Genomic DNA, 16,230 nt, shown 5'->3' with positions numbered 1-16,230 from the left:
CCTCCTTCCCCCTACTCCGTTGGCAATTTAGGGGTAATCCTTTATTGGTATGGGTATACTCCAGGGTATGCACCAGAATAGCGCCATTCCTGCAAGCAGGCCACGTCAGGAGCACGCCACCTCTATGTTAAAAAGATGTTTATCTCCGCTGACGCTCGTGAATCAGCTCGCCCTGATCGTTTTGCTGTCCACCGCCATCGGTGTGACCGGCATGGCGATCTCCGGCTGGCTGGTACAGGGAGTACAGGGTAATGCGCATGCCATCAACGAGGCAGGCTCGCTACGCATGCAGAGCTATCGCCTGCTGGCATCGGTTCCCCTGACGCAGGACGATCGTCCCCTGATTGATGAAATGGAGCGCACGGTCTTCAGCCCCGAGCTGGAAAACGCCGCTATCCGCGCCGGTCAGCAATCCCAGCTTAACGCCCTTCAGGGCTACTGGCATACCCAGCTGCAGCCCGGGCTGAAACAGGCGCGCAGCACAGAAACCGTTGCGCAGGACGTGGCGGGGTTTGTCTCCCGCATTGATGCGCTGGTCTCCGCTTTCGACCAGACCACCGAATTACGCATCGACCGGGTGGTGATGGTACACCGGGCCATGGCGCTGTTTATGGGGCTGCTGCTGATCTTCACCATCGTCTGGCTCCGCGCGCGGCTGCTGAACCCGTGGAAACAGCTGCTGGCCATGGCCCGCGCGGTCACCGCACGCGACTTTACCCAGCGCACGCACATCAGCGGGCGCAACGAGATGGCCATGCTCGGCCAGGCGCTTAATACCATGTCGGCAGAGCTCTCCGAAAGCTACGCGGTGCTGGAACAGCGCGTTCAGGAAAAAACGGCCGGGCTGGAGCAGAAAAACGAGATCCTCTCCTTCCTCTGGCAGGCCAACCGTCGGCTGCACATGCAGGTACCGCTATGTGAACGTCTCTCGCCGGTGCTGAACGGCCTGCAAAATCTGACCCTGCTTCACGACCTTGAGCTGCGGGTCTACGATGTGGAAGACGAAGATAACCACCAGGAATTCACCTGTCAGTCGGATATGTCCTGCGATGACAAAGGCTGCCATCTTTGCCCTCGCGGCCTGCCGCCGCTGACGACCGGCGGCACCACCCTGAAGTGGCGCCTGACGGACAGCCACACTCAGTACGGCATTCTGCTGGCAACGCTGCCAGCCGGGCGTCACCTCAGCCACGACCAGCAGCAGCTGGTGGATACACTGGTTGAACAGCTGACGGCCACGCTGGCGCTCGACAGGCATCAGGAAAAGCAGCAGCAGTTGATCGTCATGGAAGAGCGCGCGACCATCGCCCGCGAGCTTCACGACTCTATCGCTCAGTCGCTCTCCTGTATGAAAATGCAGGTGAGCTGCCTGCAGATGCAGGATGCGGAGATGCCCGAAAGCAACAAGCAGCTGCTCAGCCAGATCCGCAACGAGCTGAACACCTCCTGGGTGCAGCTGCGCGAGCTGCTGACCACCTTCCGCCTGCAGCTGACCGAGCCGGGCCTGCGCCCGGCGCTGGAAGCCAGCTGTCACGAATTTAGCGCCCGGCTGGGGTTCCCGGTGAAGCTGGATTACCAGCTGCCGCCGCGGTTTGTCCCCTCCCATCAGGCCATCCATCTACTGCAGATCGCCCGCGAAGCGCTGAGCAACGTGCTTAAACACGCTGACGCGACGGCGGTCACGGTCACCGTCAGCCAGCACGATAATCAGGTCAAACTGACGATTCACGATAACGGCCGCGGCGTGCCGGAAAATGCCGAACGCACTAACCATTATGGTTTAATTATTATGCGAGACCGCGCCCAAAGCCTGCGCGGTGATTGCCAGGTTCGCCGGAGAGAGACGGGCGGCACGGAAGTTGTCGTCACCTTTATTCCCGAGAAACCGCTCACAACTGCTCAAGGAGAAACCCATGACTAATCAGGAACCGGCATCCATCCTGTTGATCGACGACCATCCGATGCTGCGTACTGGCGTGAAACAGCTGGTCAGCATGGCACCCGATATCACCGTGGTGGGCGAAGCCAGCAACGGTGAACAGGGCATTGAGCTTGCCGAATCCCTCGATCCCGATCTGATCCTGCTCGATCTGAATATGCCGGGCATGAACGGTCTGGAGACCCTCGACAAGCTGCGGGAAAAATCGCTTTCCGGGCGTATCGTCGTCTTTAGCGTGTCGAACCATGAGGAGGACGTAGTCACGGCGCTGAAGCGCGGGGCGGATGGCTATCTGCTGAAGGATATGGAGCCGGAAGACTTGCTTAAGGCGCTACAGCAGGCGGCGGCGGGCGAAATGGTGCTCAGCGAAGCCTTAACGCCGGTTCTGGCCGCCAGCCTGCGTGCCAACCGCGCCACCTCTGACCGTGACGTCAGCCAGCTCACGCCGCGCGAGCGCGACATTCTCAAGCTCATTGCCCAGGGGCTGCCGAACAAAATGATCGCCCGCCGTCTGGACATCACTGAAAGCACGGTCAAAGTGCACGTGAAGCATATGCTGAAGAAAATGAAGCTAAAATCTCGCGTTGAAGCCGCCGTGTGGGTGCATCAGGAACGCATTTTTTAAGGACTACTCATCCGGCAGCAGCTTCCAGCGCGGATCGTCGTCAGGCAATGCGACCAGCGGCTGCACCACGGCAAGCGTGATCTCATTGGACGAGACGCGCTGGCCTTTCTCATCTTCCACCACCGCCGACAGGTGCCAGCGGTTTGTCGCCCCTTCCCGGTCATCCCAGGCAGGGATAATCACGCTCCAGCCATCGGTGCTGTTGCTTTTCGCCGGTGAGGTCAGGCTCAATGCCTGCGTATCCCCCTGCCAGTGGATCTGACGGATGCCGTGCGTGCTGCGAACCTGTAGCTTCAGCATAACGGTCTCGCCTCCTTTCAGATCCCACGGCGGCGTGGCCAGCCACACGGACAGCGTTTTCCGCTGGCGGAACTCCATAACCGGCAGGCTGGTGCGCTCGGGCGAGTCATAGCGGCTGCCGCGCAGGGAGCGCGTGGCGGCGACCTCATCGGCGGAAAGCTGCTTAGCCAGCGGCACGCCAAAGCGATAGTTGAGCTTCAGCCCGAGGTTATTCTGGCTCTCGCCGCTTTCGCCCTGCTTGTGCCCAGCGGTCAGCGTCACCAACGGAACGGGGGTATAGTTAAGCCCCAGATTCACCGCCACAGGATTGTGATAGCCGGTGCCGCTGTTGAAGAGGTCAACGTTATCGCCAAAATATTGCTCGAAGCTAACGCTGGTATTCAGATGATGGAACCAGGGCAGCCAGGCTTTAGCGGTGACGTCATATCCGCGCGCCATGCGCTGCTCCTGGACGTCAGAGCGCTCGCGCCATCCGGCAAAGGGCTGATAATAGTTCGCTGACAGGCGCAGATTTTCCCCCCACGCTTCCGCCCCCAACCCGGCACGCTGCAAATTTTCATCCAGAAGATTATCGTAAAAAGTGTTGTAACCCAGCAGCCATTTCCCGGCGACCCAGCGCTGACCGATTCCAGCGTTACTGACCAGGCCATCCGTCTGCTGGGTCAGGCCAAGCTGGCTCCAGCTCAGGTAGCGGTTAGTATCGTTCCACGGGATAAACCAGCTCCCGCTGCTGCCGTTAAATTTGCCATCGTTATCCACCAGCAGGTTCACGCTGGCGTTTCCCCAGGGCGACAGCCAGGACTCAATCTGCTGGTTCACTTCCCCGCTTACCGCGTCGCGCACCTGACCAAAGGCAAACTGACGCGCCTGCTCGCCGGTCGTCAGGCCATTGTCGGTCATGCTGGCTTCACCAAAGGCTTTCGCCATTTCGGCCAGATGCTTCTCCCCCTCGCCCGTAGGCGCCGCAAGGCCGAGGTCGGGCAGACTGTCCCCGTTATTATCAAAGGGGTGCTGTGCCTGATGCATAAAGGAATTCGGCGCACCGTAAACGGCTCCGGCCGACAAAAGGGAGAGTAATAGCAGAGAACGAATGCGAGACGATACAGCCATCAACGTCGGGTTTAGCGCCTGGATTTTTGTAAAAGACGTCTTACCTTAACGCTATTAAGAAAGAATTGCAGCCTTACGGGAAATTTCAGGAATATCCTGAAGTTTATTGACGGCTGCAGGCAGCGTAAACTCGGTAAACCCTATATTATTCGTGCCTTTATAAGAACAGGAGTCAACATGCAAAAGATTGTTATCGTCGCCAACGGTGCGGCCTACGGGAGTGAATCCCTTTTTAACAGCCTGCGCCTGGCCATTGCGCTGCGTGAAAAAGAGAGCGACCTGGCGTTACGCCTCTTTTTAATGTCCGACGCGGTTACTGCGGGGCTGAAAGGTCAAAAACCGGCAGAGGGTTATAATATTCAGCAGATGCTGGAGATCCTGACCGCGCAAAACGTGCCGGTGAAATTATGTAAGACCTGCACCGACGGGCGCGGCATTACCGGACTGTCGCTGATTGATGGCGTAGAAATTGGTACGCTGGTTGAGCTGGCCGAGTGGACGCTGTCCGCAGATAAAGTATTAACTTTTTAATAATAAACACGTAAAAATATTATTTTCTTATGGACGCGGTTTCAGCATCAAGTTTACCTGCTGGGTTGCCGATAGGCATGGAAACAACACAGCAGGTATTTCACTTATGTTCAGATCGATTCGTGCACGCATCATCGCGGCGACGGCAGGCTGTCTGGTCGTCGCCCTTCTCCTCAACACCGTTATTAACTTCCAGGTCACACGCCAGGATAACCAGCAGTCACAGCGCGATATCCTGACCAGCACCAGCGCCAGCCATAACATGGCGATTGCCGACTGGGTAAAAAGCAAGATGACGGTGATCGCCTCCGCGCAGACCGTCGCACTGAGTGACGATCCGGTTCCGGTGTTTAAACAGCTTGCACAGGCGGGTGGATTCACCAACGTTTATGTCGGCTACGCCAGCAAAACGGCGAAATTCTCTGAACCGGCGGGCGTTCCGGCGGATTATGATCCGACCATTCGCCCGTGGTATCAGCAGGTAGTCAGTACGGACGGTCCGGTTGTCACCGCGCCCTACGTTGACGCGGGGACCGGTAAACTGGTGGTGACCTTCGCCATACCGGTGAAAGAGAATGGCACACTGAAAGCGGTGGTGGCAGGCGATGTAGCCATGGACAGCGTGGTGGCGAACGTACGCGGGATCCATCCAACCCCGGCCAGCAGCGGGTTGCTTCTGAACAGTGACGGCAGCGTTATTGCCGCTAACGATCCGGCTCTGACGCTTAAACCGTTTGCTGAGACCATCAAAGGCATCGATTTTGCTGCGCTGAAAAGCGGTAACCCGGTTGACGGCACGCTGAACGATGCTGAAAAAACCTTCGTGGCGACAGCCGTGCCGGGCACAAACTGGCTGCTAGTCGTCGCCCTCGACAACGGCGACGCCACCTCCGGCATGCGTTCCCTGCTTAAAGCATCGGCGATTTCGCTGGTGATCCTGGCACTGCTGAGCGCGGCCATTGTTCACCTCCTGATTGCCCGTTTGCTGAAGCGTCTGTCCGACATTCGCGACGCGATGCACAACATTGCCAACGGGACTAACGATCTGTCCCAGCGTTTGCCGGACAGCGGCGAGGACGAAGTCGCGCAGATTGCGCAGGCCTTTAACGCCTTCAGCGATAAGCTGTCGGTGGTGATGGTGCAGCTCCGGGACGCCAGTGAATCGGTGAAAAACGCCGCCCAGGAGATTGCTGCAGGTAACCAGGATCTCTCCGGACGTACCGAGCAGGCGGCGTCCAGCCTGCGCGAGACGGCCAGCGCCGTGGAGCAGATCACCGCCTCCGTGACGCAGTCGAACGAGTCGGCGGCAGAAGCGAACGATCAGGCGAGCAAGGCCTCAGCGGCCGCGGCGCGCGGCGGCGAGGTGGTATCCCAGGCGATCAGCACCATGCAGTCCATCGAAGTCGCGTCGGCTAAAATTGGCGATATCACCAGCGTGATTGACGGCATTGCTTTCCAGACCAACATTCTGGCGCTGAACGCCTCCGTCGAGGCGGCCCGTGCCGGGGAGCAGGGTCGCGGGTTTGCCGTGGTGGCAGGCGAAGTGCGTAACCTGGCAAGCCGCAGCGCCCAGGCGGCGAAAGAGATCAAATCGCTGATCGATTCCACCACCGACAGCGTGGCCACCGGCTCCCGCTACGTGCATCTGGCCGGGGAAAGCATGGACGAGATCCGCTCCAGCATCGGCAGCGTCTCCGGCATCATGCGCGAAATCTCCATCGCCACCAGCGAGCAGATGAAAGGCATTCATGAGATCAATCATGCGGTGACCCATCTCGACAGGATGGTCCAGCAGAACGCCGAGCTGGTAGTGGAATCCGCCGCCGCCGCGGGAGCCCTGCAGAGCCAGGCTGGGGACCTTGCTGAAACCGCCGGCCATTTCCGCATTTAATTTTATTCCGGCGCGGGTTTCCCGGGTAAAACCCGCGCCAGCTGAATGCTTTCAGGAATTTTGTCATTTTTGTTTAAACGTTATGCCATTTTTTGATCAAAATCATCATCCCTCGCCCCCCGCTTTGGTGTTATGCAATGAGTAATTTGTGAACAATATCACGCTCGGGATGGGCAAAATCGACGGGGTAAAAAATGGCACTGGTAAAAACAAGTTTGAAGCTGTTTGGCGGGGATACGGTAGTGGTGCGTTGCTCAGAGCGCTGTCGTATTCATCTGATGAGTGCGAAAGCACATAAACAATCCCAGGCGGATATTCTCACCGTGCAGGATGATAAAGCGTGGCTTACCGTACCGTATACCGGCACGTGGGATGTGCTGATCGACAGCCACAGCCAGTCGCTGGAGCATTCCGTCAGCTACGTGGCTGCATAATAATAAACGCCCGGCGAGCCGGGCGTATCATCAGGCAAAGCCCGGTCGCAGCGTGCCGTTGAGCGGGTTCCCTTCCAGCAACGCCTTCACCTTTACCACCAGCTCATTCAGACAATCGTCTTTCATGCCGAGGCGGGTCAGCTCCTGATCCAGGGAGAAGAGATATTGTGCATTAGTCCCCAGCGGTCCGCTGGCGGCAGCAATCAACGGGGCTATGACCTGCGTGCGGGTGTCCGCTTCATACAGCGGATGACGCGGGTCCATAATAAACACCAGCGCATTGACGGTGCGTCCGTCGTCCAGCTCCAGCTTGCACCAGCTCGGCATATAGCAGCCGGTAATCATCTCGCGCTTCCAGAGCAGCGTAAGCTCCTCTTCCAACGAGGCATCCGGGAGGCGATACGCCACCCCCGTGGTGCGTCCGCCCTCTTTCAGTGCAAGCATACGTCCCGGCTGGCACGCGCTGCCGCGTCCGGCCGTCAGACGCAGACAAAATGCGCGATGCCAGCCAGGCAGCGTTCCCGTTGCCGATTCGACAAATTCCAGAGCCGGGTTCCACATCAGTGAACCGTAGCCAAAAATCCATACCGGGCCATCATCCGGGCGGCAGGCAAGCGTGGCAGCAAGTGACGCCGCACGTTGTTCAGCTGACCAGAGAAGCGATTCCTCAATAGCACCAAATGCCGTCTTACAATCTGCCTTCATTAAGAAATCACGCGTTAACACTTTACACCTCCGCCACTGCATGCTTCCTTGCGACATCTGTAATTCGCCTTCCCGGCATTATGTGCTGGTCATTTTGCCAGCAGTTAAATAACGATAAGCAATTAGCGGACCAGTTGCAATACAACGGCAGTTCAACCGCCTGAAAAGTCAAAATGAAGGCAGCGAATTATTTCACGGCTATTTCTTTTTATGCCATTTATCGTCGTCTCCTTTTTCATATTCATGTTTTACGGCGGACCAGGCGACTTTGTGTGCCGTCTCTTCACGGCTGGCATCATCCCGGCGATCGTCCTTATCTTTGTATTGATCCCAGGCGCTGTTAAACGCCTCTTTGTAGATATCCTGCGCGTGAGCGGGCAGCACGTTTTGCACGTTGTCGGGTAATTCGCGTTTCGTTTTATATGGCATCACTCACCTCTCTTTTGCTTAAAGAGATAAGTGTGGACGACGATATGGCAACGTGCCACCCGGCCTTAATTTATGGATTAAAACCAAATATAATTTATTGTTATTTAATAAATATTATATGAAAACCGTCAATTACAGGAGTCAGGTATTAAATTTATGACAAAGGGTAAAATTAAGTAAAAAATAAAGGGTATTTAACAGAGATCTGTTAGTTTAATGACCTCAAAAATCTATCTATAATTACAAGCACCTGCATTGATGGAGAAGCACATGACAGCAACACACGAGGCGGTAAAGACCCGCCACAAGGAGACGTCACTCATTTTCCCGGTTCTGGCACTGGCTGTGCTGCTCTTCTGGGGAAGCAGTCAGTCACTGCCAGTGGTCGTTGGTATCAATATTCTTGCCCTGGTCGGCATCTTAACCAGCGCATTTAGCGTCGTTCGCCATGCGGACGTCCTGGCCCACCGTCTGGGCGAGCCGTACGGATCGTTAATTCTCAGCCTTTCCGTCGTTATTCTCGAAGTCAGCCTGATTTCCGCGCTCATGGCGACCGGCGATGCCGCGCCGACGCTGATGCGCGACACGCTCTACTCTATCATTATGATTGTGACGGGCGGCCTGGTGGGCTTCTCTCTGCTGCTGGGCGGGCGCAAGTTCGCGACCCAGTATATGAACCTGTTCGGCATTAAACAGTATCTGATTGCCCTCTTCCCGCTGGCCATTATCGTGCTGGTCTTCCCGATGGCGCTGCCGGGCGCAAATTTCTCTACCGGTCAGGCACTGCTGGTCGCACTGATTTCCGCCGCCATGTACGGCGTGTTTCTGCTGATTCAGACCAAAACGCACCAGAGCCTGTTTGTGTATGAGCATGAAGACGACAGCGACGACGATGACCCGCACCACGGTAAGCCGTCGGCCCACAGCAGCGCGTGGCATACGGTTTGGCTGATCGTACATCTGATTGCGGTGATTGCCGTCACCAAGATGAACGCCAACCCGCTGGAAACGCTATTAACCGAGCTGAACGCGCCGGTAGCGTTTACCGGCTTCCTGGTGGCGCTGCTGATCCTGTCTCCTGAAGGGCTGGGTGCGCTGAAAGCCGTCTTAAACAATCAGGTACAGCGCGCAATGAACCTGTTCTTCGGCTCCGTACTGGCGACAATATCACTTACCGTACCGGTGGTGACGCTGATTGCCTTTATGACGGGCAACGAGCTGCAGTTTGCGCTGGGTGCACCGGAAATGATTGTGATGGTGGCCTCGCTGCTGCTGTGCCAGATTTCGTTCTCCACCGGGCGCACCAACGTGCTGAACGGCGCGGCGCATATGGCCTTGTTTATTGCGTACCTGATGACGATATTTGCGTAGCCTTTTTGCCGGGTGGCGCTGCGCTTACCCGGCCTACAAAACCCGTAGGCCCGCGCAAGCGTAGCGCCGCCGGGCAAATAAAAAACCCGCCGAAGCGGGTTTTTTTATTAGTTGCTGGTATCCAGCTCATCGAAGCTCTTCACCAGATCGTCAATCGCTTTGATCTGTTTCAGGAACGGCTCCAGCTTATCCAGCGGCAGCGCAGATGGGCCGTCGCATTTCGCATTAGCAGGATCCGGGTGCGCTTCAATAAAGAGACCTGCCAGGCCGGTCGCCATACCGGCACGCGCCAGCTCGGTCACCTGGGCACGACGGCCACCGGACGCAGCACCGAACGGGTCGCGGCACTGCAGAGCGTGCGTCACGTCGAAAATCACTGGAGACTGGCCGGAGACATTTTTCATCACGCTGAAGCCCAGCATGTCGACAACCAGGTTGTCGTAACCGAAGTTAGCGCCACGGTCACACAGGATCACCTGATCGTTACCGCCTTCGATAAACTTATCAACGATGTTACCCATCTGACCCGGGCTGACGAACTGCGGTTTTTTCACGTTAATCACGGCACCGGTTTTCGCCATCGCCGCCACCAGATCAGTCTGGCGAGCCAGGAATGCCGGGAGCTGGATCACGTCAACCACGTCTGCCACCGGCTGCGCCTGAGAGGCTTCATGCACGTCGGTGATCACTTTCACGCCAAAGGTCTGCTTCAGCTCCTGGAAAATCTTCATCCCCTCTTCCAGGCCCGGGCCACGGTAAGAGTTGATGGAGGAGCGGTTGGCTTTGTCAAAAGAGGCTTTAAACACGTACGGGATGCCCAGCTTCTGGGTCACGGTCACGTAGTGTTCGCAGATACGCATGGCGAGATCGCGGGATTCCAGCACGTTCATGCCGCCAAACAGGACGAACGGCAGGTCGTTTGCTACCTTGATATCACCAATGCTAACCACTTTTTGTTTCATAGGATCGCCTTATTCAGGTGTGAATCGGAATTAAGATTAATGCAGTGTAATTTGCTTGTGCGAGATCGCGTTGATCTGCGCACGAATCATTTCGCTAATAGGATCTTCCGGACACTGCTCGACGAAATAATTCAAATCATTCAGCGCCACGTGCTCACAGTCGAGCTGGGCATAGATCAGCCCGCGATCGCGAATTTCGTACGGGTCTTCCGGGTTGAACTGCAGCAGTACTTCACTGGCGCGCAAGGCCAGCTCCATCTGACGCTCTTCCATTAATGCAGACTTCAGCGTATCCAGCAGCTTGCGAATGACCTCTGCGTTGTCCGCCTCGTCGAGATCTTCGTTGAAGAGTTCGGCCACCGGGCTGATATTGCCTTTCAGCCACACGTCCAGCGTATGTTCATCCAGCGTGTCGCCGTTGAAGGGATTAATGAGCCACATTTCGCCGTCCAGCCACTCTGCACGCAGGATCATCTGCGTCGGGAAAATGACCGGGACCAGCGGAATATCCAGACGCTGTGCGACCCATAGTAAAATAGACCCCAGCGCCACGGCGCTGCCCTGACGATTTTTTAAGACCTGGTCCAGCCATAATGCGTCAGACAGGCGATATACGCCCCGCGTGTCGCAGAAACCCCATTCGCCGTAGAAAAGCTCCAGCAGCTTCTCTAGTTGCCAGTCTTGCGGGCGAGCCTGATTAATCTCTTCACGCGCCAGGCTGACCAGATTCTCCAGCTCATCATAGACAAACTGCGACGTAAAATCGTCGCGAATCATCTCTGAAATCAGGATCATGCCATCGCAAAGCGGCACTTTATTAAATTCGAAATCGGCTAAGGACCTCATGACTTACCCCAGTAACGCCTGAGCGAACAATGACGCTTAGGCGCGATAAAACTCAAAACGATGTAGATGATAACGCCAAACTGCCTTTCAGTCAGCCTTACGCCTTTATCAGTAAATGGCAGATAGCCGGAACTCAAGACCACCGCCCCAGCGTCAGGCGTTCGTTGCCGCCGTAGTCGCGGCAGGTTTCGACAGCGTCATAACCTGCTTGCATAAACAGTGCCCGCACGGCTTCTCCCTGCGTCCAGCCATGCTCCACGAGCAGCCAGCCGCCGGGAAGTAAATGTTCCCGTGACGTTGTCACAATGTGATCAAGATCGGCTAATCCCGCGTTGGCGGCCACGAGCGCCGTCAGCGGTTCGAAGCGAACATCTCCCTGCGCAAGGTGCGGGTCATGTTCATCGATGTAAGGAGGATTGCTGACAATCATCGCAAATGTGCGATTCTCCAGCGCGGAAAACCAGCTGCTTTGCAGCACCGTCACGTTGCGGACCCCGAGACGTTCCACGTTACGCTGCGCCAGCGCCACCGCGTCGGGCATGACATCCACCGCCGTCACCGCGCAGTCGGGCCGCTCGGTGGCGAGCGCCAGCGCGATAGCACCTGTTCCCGTCCCGAGATCGAGAATACTGCAGGCCGCCGCCGGTAAACGCGCCAGCGCCTGCTCCACCAGACACTCGGTGTCCGGACGCGGGATCAGCGTCGCCGCCGAGACGAACAGGGGTAACGACCAGAACTCGCGCTCCCCGACCAGATGCGCCACCGGCTCGCCGGTTTTACGACGGGCAAGCAGCGCGGCGAGCTGCGCTTCCTGCTCCGCGGTCAGTTCGGTTTCACCAAAAGCCAGCAGATACGTCCGGGCTTTACCCGTCACATACTCAAGCAAAATTTCGGCATCGCGTTTCGGGCTTTCGCTTTCGGAAAGCTCACCGGCCGCCTCACGTAACCAGCGCTGAAAATCCATTATTCCTGCTCGGACAGTGCCGCCAGCTGGTCAGCCTGGTATTCCTGCACGATAGGCTCAATCAGCATGTCCAGCTTCCCTTCCATCACCTCGTCCAGACGGTACAGCGTCAGGTTGATGCGGTGGTCGGTTACACGGCCCTGCGGGAAGTTGTAGGTGCGGTTACGGTCGCTGCGATCGCCGCTCCCCAGCAGGTTACGACGCGTAGACGCTTCCGCCTGCTGGCGTTTCGCCATTTCGGCCGCGTGGATACGCGCGCCCAGCACGGACAGCGCTTTGGCTTTGTTTTTGTGCTGTGAACGCTCGTCCTGACATTCGACGACAATGCCGGTTGGCAGGTGGGTAATACGGATGGCGGAGTCGGTGGTGTTAACGTGCTGACCACCCGCGCCAGAGGAGCGGAAAGTATCAATACGCAGGTCCGCCGGATTGATGTCCGGCAGTTCCGCTTCCGGCAGCTCCGGCATCACCGCCACCGTACAAGCGGAAGTGTGGATACGGCCCTGGGATTCGGTGGCCGGTACGCGCTGCACGCGGTGACCGCCGGATTCAAACTTGAGACGACCGTACACGCCGTCGCCGCTGATCTTGGCGATAACCTCTTTGTAGCCACCATGTTCGCCTTCGTTGGCGCTCATGATCTCCACGCGCCAGCGACGCGACTCGGCGTAGCGGCTGTACATGCGGAACAGATCCCCGGCAAACAGTGCCGCTTCGTCACCGCCGGTCCCGGCGCGGACTTCCACGAACGCGTTACGCTCGTCGTCTGGATCTTTTGGCAGCAGAAGCACCTGAAGCTGCTGCTCCATCTCCTCAGAACGCGCTTTCGCATCCTGCAACTCTTCCTGCGCCATCTCGCGCATTTCAGGATCGTCGAGCATCATCTGCGCGGTTTCGATATCTTCCTGAACCTGTCGCCAGTCGGTAAAGCATTTAGAAACATCACTTAACTGCGCGTATTCACGTGAGAGCGCGCGAAAACGCTCCTGGTCCGCAATGGTCCCGGCATCGCCGAGCAGCGCCTGGACTTCTTCATGGCGCTCGTGCAGAGCTTCCAGTTTAGCGACGATAGAAGGCTTCATAGGCGTAAGTGCACCTTGTCTTAGAAAATGGGTATAGGGCGCTATTCCAGCCCGAGGCTGTTGCGCAGAATAGTCAGGCGTTCATCATCCCCGTCACGGGCAGCCTGCTGAAGAGATTTGGTTGGCGCATGGATCAGGCGGTTGGTCAGTTTCCATGCCAGATCCTGCATAATTGCATGTGCGTCGCCGCCCTGTTCAAGGGCCGCTAACGCTTTGGCAGTCAGGTCATCCCGCACCTGCTCCGCCTGTCCGCGATACTCGCGGATGGTCTCGCTGACGCTTTGCGCGCGCAGCCAGGCCATAAACTCACTGGTTTCCTGCTCAACAATGGTTTCCGCCTGCACCGCCGCCGCTTTACGCTGGGCGAGGTTGTGCGAAATGATGCTTTGCAGGTCATCCACGCTGTAGAGGTAGGCGTTAGGCAGCTTGCCCACTTCCGGCTCAACATCGCGCGGGACGGCAATATCCACCAGCAGCATCGGCTGATTACGACGGGACTTCAGCGCACGCTCCACCATCCCTTTTCCGATAATCGGCAGCGGGCTGGCGGTCGAGCTGATAATAATGTCCGCCTCTTTCAGTCGTTCATCGATGTCGCTCAGGGCAACCACCTCTGCGCCCACTTCATCCGCCAGCACCTGCGCGCGTTCGCGGGTGCGGTTAGCGATAATCATCTTTTTCACTTTATGCTCGCGCAGATGGCGCGCCACAAGTTCGATGGTTTCGCCCGCGCCCACCAGCATCACGGTGACGGTGGAGAGGGATTCAAAGATTTGGCGCGCAAGGGTGCAGGCCGCGAAAGCAACGGAAACCGCACTGGCACCAATGTCGGTTTCGGTTCGCACACGCTTCGCCACGGAGAACGACTTCTGGAACATGCGCTCCAACTCGCTGGCCTTCAGATGCCCTTTTTGCGAGTCCGCAAACGCTTTTTTCACCTGCCCCAGGATCTGCGGTTCGCCGAGCACCAGCGAATCCAGCCCGCTGGCGACGCGCATCAGATGGCTGACGGCATCGTTGTCCTGATGCCAGTACAGGCTATTGCGTAGCTCGTCTTCATTGAGATTGTGGTAATCGCATAGCCAGCGGATAAGCGCTTCATGCAGGTTGTCCTGCTCTTCCACGCTTAAATAGAGCTCGGTACGGTTGCACGTCGAGAGCACCACGCCACCCTGCACCATCGGCTGTGCAAGCAGGCTGTCCAGCGCCAGGTCAAGCGTATCTGGCGAAAACGTTACGCGTTCTCGCAGCGAAACCGGGGCTGTTTTGTGGTTGATGCCGAGTGCTAATAGGGTCATGTTGAGCGGGAGTAGTACCAGCGTTAATAAGGTTAGCAGAACGCATCATACAGGATGCGCGAGATCAATAAAAGAGACAGCCCCCTTTCGGAGTAATAGGTTACACAACGCTTTGAGATAATTTGAACGTAGACGGTAGCCCCCTTCGACGCTAGCATTAACAGTTATAACTGCAACGTATCTCAAGGATTTGTCCTCATTATGACCCGACTGATTCGCCTGCTGCCGCTGGCAGCACTGGTTCTGACCGCGTGTACCGTCACCCAGCCAAAAGGCCCGGGCAAAAGCCCTGATTCACCGCAGTGGCGTCAGCACCAGCAGGACGTCCGTAATTTGAACCAGTACCAGACTCGCGGCGCTTTCGCTTATCTCTCTGACGAACAAAAAGTTTATGCCCGCTTCTTCTGGCAGCAGACGGGTCAGGACCACTATCGCCTGCTGCTGCTGAACCCGCTGGGCAGCACCGAGCTGGAGCTTATCGCTAAACCGGGCGAAGCGCAGATCACCGATAACAAAGGCCAGCACTACACCGCGACCGATGCCGAAGAGATGATTGGCAAGCTGACCGGGATGCCTATCCCGCTCAACAGCCTGCGCCAGTGGATCCTCGGCCTGCCAGGTGACGCCACCGACTACACCCTGGACGATCAGTATCGTCTGAGCCAGGTGAACTACACCCAAAATGGCAAAACCTGGAAAGTGGTGTACAGCGCCTATGACAGTAAGAGTAAACCGTCGCTGCCATCGAATATGGAGCTGACCCAGGGCAGCCAGCGTATCAAGCTGAAAATGGACAACTGGATCGTTAAATGATGACCCAATGGCCCTCTCCGGCAAAGCTGAACCTGTTCTTATACATCACCGGCCAGCGCGCTGACGGTTATCACACCCTGCAGACGCTGTTTCAGTTTATTGACTATGGCGACACGATCTCCATTGAACTGCGCCAGGACGGGCAGATTTGCCTCCTGACGCCGGTCGATGGCGTGGCGCATGAGGACAACCTCATCGTGCGCGCCGCGCGTCTGCTGATGAAAGCCGCAGCGGAATCGGGCCGCCTTCCTGCGGGAAGCGGTGCGGATATCCGTATCGAGAAGCGCCTGCCGATGGGCGGCGGTCTGGGCGGCGGCTCATCTAACGCCGCGACCGTGCTGGTTGCGCTGAACCACCTCTGGGGCTGCGGGCTGTCGACGGACGAACTGGCAGCCCTGGGCTTGACGCTGGGGGCGGATGTCCCGGTATTTGTGCGCGGTCATGCGGCCTTTGCCGAGGGCGTGGGTGAAATCCTCTCCCCGGCTGAACCGCCGGAAAAATGGTATCTGGTTGCTCACCCTGGCGTGAGCATTCCGACGCCGGTCATCTTTAAAGATCCTGACCTGAAAAGGAATACCCCGGTTCGGTCAATAGAAACGTTATTAAATTGTGAATTCAGCAACGATTGCGAGGATATCGCAAGAAAACGTTTTCGCGAGGTTGATGCGGTGCTTTCCTGGCTGTTAGAATACGCGCCGTCGCGCCTGACTGGTACAGGGGCCTGTGTCTTTGCTGAATTTGACACCGAATCCGCCGCTCGTCAGGTGCTTGAGCAAGCGCCGGTTTGGCTGCATGGTTTTGTAGCGCGTGGGATGAACATTTCCCCCCTACAGCAGGCCATTCTGGCGCAGACTGAGTTTCGGTGACAACGTCACCCTGTTCCAGACGTTGCATCGCGCTCTTTAATACACCGCCTGGATAGCCTTTGCC

General features: G+C 57.2%; 16 protein-coding genes and 1 pseudogene. 8 read left to right on the top strand and 9 right to left on the bottom strand.

From position 1 onward, the window contains the following. Positions 1 to 124: 124 nt before the first annotated feature. Both narX and narL read left to right on the top strand, forming a co-directional pair. Complete coding sequence (gene narX / locus P349_RS16260; protein ID WP_032647620.1) at positions 125 to 1,921, top strand: nitrate/nitrite two-component system sensor histidine kinase NarX; 1,797 nt, start codon at positions 125 to 127, stop codon at positions 1,919 to 1,921. Beyond that, positions 1,914 to 2,564 (top strand): two-component system response regulator NarL, encoded by a 651-nt coding sequence (gene narL / locus P349_RS16265; RefSeq protein ID WP_008499531.1) that lies wholly within the window; start codon positions 1,914 to 1,916, stop codon positions 2,562 to 2,564. Before narX ends, narL begins: the two co-directional genes overlap by 8 nt. A 3-nt stretch (positions 2,565 to 2,567) precedes the next feature. On the opposite strand, the gene P349_RS16270 is transcribed toward narL, so the two are convergent. Further along, on the bottom strand, positions 2,568 to 3,974 hold the full coding sequence (locus tag P349_RS16270) for a YchO/YchP family invasin (protein ID WP_032647622.1): 1,407 nt from the start codon (positions 3,972 to 3,974) through the stop codon (positions 2,568 to 2,570). Positions 3,975 to 4,151: 177 nt separating this feature from the next. Between P349_RS16270 and P349_RS16275 the strand changes: the two genes are divergently transcribed. The 3 genes from P349_RS16275 (at position 4,152) to P349_RS16285 (ending at position 6,830) form a co-directional block, all read left to right on the top strand. Next, positions 4,152 to 4,505: a DsrE/DsrF/TusD sulfur relay family protein gene (locus P349_RS16275; protein ID WP_032647623.1), complete on the top strand. Its 354-nt coding sequence runs from the start codon at positions 4,152 to 4,154 to the stop codon at positions 4,503 to 4,505. Between the two features lie 106 nt (positions 4,506 to 4,611). Then, positions 4,612 to 6,396, top strand: coding sequence for a methyl-accepting chemotaxis protein (locus P349_RS16280; RefSeq protein WP_032647625.1), 1,785 nt, complete (start codon positions 4,612 to 4,614; stop codon positions 6,394 to 6,396). Positions 6,397 to 6,590: 194 nt separating this feature from the next. Then, positions 6,591 to 6,830: a DUF1883 domain-containing protein gene (locus P349_RS16285; RefSeq protein WP_024907074.1), complete on the top strand. Its 240-nt coding sequence runs from the start codon at positions 6,591 to 6,593 to the stop codon at positions 6,828 to 6,830. A gap of 30 nt (positions 6,831 to 6,860) precedes the next feature. Here the strand turns inward: P349_RS16285 and P349_RS16290 are convergent, their stop codons facing one another. Then, positions 6,861 to 7,556 carry a gamma-glutamylcyclotransferase gene (locus P349_RS16290; protein WP_032647627.1) on the bottom strand — a complete coding sequence of 232 codons (696 nt, stop codon included), beginning with the start codon at positions 7,554 to 7,556 and terminating at the stop codon, positions 6,861 to 6,863. Positions 7,557 to 7,733: 177 nt separating this feature from the next. Then, positions 7,734 to 7,964: a putative cation transport regulator ChaB gene (gene chaB / locus P349_RS16295; protein WP_032647629.1), complete on the bottom strand. Its 231-nt coding sequence runs from the start codon at positions 7,962 to 7,964 to the stop codon at positions 7,734 to 7,736. 270 nt (positions 7,965 to 8,234) lie between these two features. Between chaB and chaA the strand changes: the two genes are divergently transcribed. After that, positions 8,235 to 9,335, top strand: a complete 1,101-nt coding sequence (chaA, locus tag P349_RS16300; protein ID WP_024907071.1) for a sodium-potassium/proton antiporter ChaA — start codon at positions 8,235 to 8,237, stop codon at positions 9,333 to 9,335. A 107-nt stretch (positions 9,336 to 9,442) separates the two neighbouring features. Here chaA and kdsA read toward each other — a convergent pair whose 3' ends face one another. The 6 genes and pseudogenes from kdsA to hemA form a co-directional block, all read right to left on the bottom strand. Beyond that, on the bottom strand, positions 9,443 to 10,297 hold the full coding sequence (kdsA, locus tag P349_RS16305; RefSeq protein ID WP_023335996.1) for a 3-deoxy-8-phosphooctulonate synthase: 855 nt from the start codon (positions 10,295 to 10,297) through the stop codon (positions 9,443 to 9,445). 36 nt (positions 10,298 to 10,333) lie between these two features. After that, positions 10,334 to 11,143: an invasion regulator SirB1 gene (sirB1, locus tag P349_RS16310; RefSeq protein WP_032647631.1), complete on the bottom strand. Its 810-nt coding sequence runs from the start codon at positions 11,141 to 11,143 to the stop codon at positions 10,334 to 10,336. Between the two features lie 41 nt (positions 11,144 to 11,184). Next, positions 11,185 to 11,268 (bottom strand): annotated as a pseudogene (locus P349_RS26760) (siroheme synthase); the annotation flags it as partial. 8 nt (positions 11,269 to 11,276) lie between these two features. Next, positions 11,277 to 12,107, bottom strand: coding sequence for a peptide chain release factor N(5)-glutamine methyltransferase (gene prmC, locus P349_RS16315; RefSeq protein WP_032647632.1), 831 nt, complete (start codon positions 12,105 to 12,107; stop codon positions 11,277 to 11,279). Continuing rightward, complete coding sequence (prfA, locus tag P349_RS16320; RefSeq protein WP_021240360.1) at positions 12,107 to 13,189, bottom strand: peptide chain release factor 1; 1,083 nt, start codon at positions 13,187 to 13,189, stop codon at positions 12,107 to 12,109. Before prfA ends, prmC begins: the two co-directional genes overlap by 1 nt. 41 nt (positions 13,190 to 13,230) lie before the next feature. Beyond that, entirely contained in the window at positions 13,231 to 14,487 is a 1,257-nt protein-coding gene (gene hemA, locus P349_RS16325) for a glutamyl-tRNA reductase (RefSeq protein ID WP_024907067.1), read from the bottom strand. A 201-nt stretch (positions 14,488 to 14,688) separates the two neighbouring features. Here hemA and lolB point away from each other — a divergent pair, with 201 nt between their 5' ends. Beyond that, complete coding sequence (gene lolB, locus P349_RS16330; protein ID WP_024907066.1) at positions 14,689 to 15,300, top strand: lipoprotein insertase outer membrane protein LolB; 612 nt, start codon at positions 14,689 to 14,691, stop codon at positions 15,298 to 15,300. Further along, on the top strand, positions 15,297 to 16,166 hold the full coding sequence (ispE, locus tag P349_RS16335) for a 4-(cytidine 5'-diphospho)-2-C-methyl-D-erythritol kinase (protein ID WP_032647635.1): 870 nt from the start codon (positions 15,297 to 15,299) through the stop codon (positions 16,164 to 16,166). The genes lolB and ispE overlap by 4 nt, the downstream gene beginning before the upstream one ends. Positions 16,167 to 16,230: the final 64 nt, after the last annotated feature.

The organism is Enterobacter sp. DC4, from assembly GCF_000568095.1.
GTDB lineage: Bacteria > Pseudomonadota > Gammaproteobacteria > Enterobacterales > Enterobacteriaceae > Enterobacter > Enterobacter pseudoroggenkampii.
The sequence above is the reverse complement of the archived record's forward strand: the minus strand, read 5'-3'. Positions and strand labels throughout refer to the sequence as shown.

Excerpts from the sequence above, each read along its gene's own strand:
- narX (WP_032647620.1), top strand. The coding sequence starts at position 125 with ATGTTAAAAAGATGTTTATCTCCGCTGACGCTCGTGAATCAGCTCGCC.
- narL (WP_008499531.1), top strand. The coding sequence starts at position 1,914 with ATGACTAATCAGGAACCGGCATCCATCCTGTTGATCGACGACCATCCG.
- P349_RS16270 (WP_032647622.1), bottom strand. The coding sequence starts at position 3,974 with ATGGCTGTATCGTCTCGCATTCGTTCTCTGCTATTACTCTCCCTTTTG.
- P349_RS16275 (WP_032647623.1), top strand. The coding sequence starts at position 4,152 with ATGCAAAAGATTGTTATCGTCGCCAACGGTGCGGCCTACGGGAGTGAA.
- P349_RS16280 (WP_032647625.1), top strand. The coding sequence starts at position 4,612 with ATGTTCAGATCGATTCGTGCACGCATCATCGCGGCGACGGCAGGCTGT.
- P349_RS16285 (WP_024907074.1), top strand. The coding sequence starts at position 6,591 with ATGGCACTGGTAAAAACAAGTTTGAAGCTGTTTGGCGGGGATACGGTA.
- chaB (WP_032647629.1), bottom strand. The coding sequence starts at position 7,964 with ATGCCATATAAAACGAAACGCGAATTACCCGACAACGTGCAAAACGTG.
- chaA (WP_024907071.1), top strand. The coding sequence starts at position 8,235 with ATGACAGCAACACACGAGGCGGTAAAGACCCGCCACAAGGAGACGTCA.
- kdsA (WP_023335996.1), bottom strand. The coding sequence starts at position 10,297 with ATGAAACAAAAAGTGGTTAGCATTGGTGATATCAAGGTAGCAAACGAC.
- sirB1 (WP_032647631.1), bottom strand. The coding sequence starts at position 11,143 with ATGAGGTCCTTAGCCGATTTCGAATTTAATAAAGTGCCGCTTTGCGAT.
- prmC (WP_032647632.1), bottom strand. The coding sequence starts at position 12,107 with ATGGATTTTCAGCGCTGGTTACGTGAGGCGGCCGGTGAGCTTTCCGAA.
- prfA (WP_021240360.1), bottom strand. The coding sequence starts at position 13,189 with ATGAAGCCTTCTATCGTCGCTAAACTGGAAGCTCTGCACGAGCGCCAT.
- hemA (WP_024907067.1), bottom strand. The coding sequence starts at position 14,487 with ATGACCCTATTAGCACTCGGCATCAACCACAAAACAGCCCCGGTTTCG.
- lolB (WP_024907066.1), top strand. The coding sequence starts at position 14,689 with ATGACCCGACTGATTCGCCTGCTGCCGCTGGCAGCACTGGTTCTGACC.
- ispE (WP_032647635.1), top strand. The coding sequence starts at position 15,297 with ATGATGACCCAATGGCCCTCTCCGGCAAAGCTGAACCTGTTCTTATAC.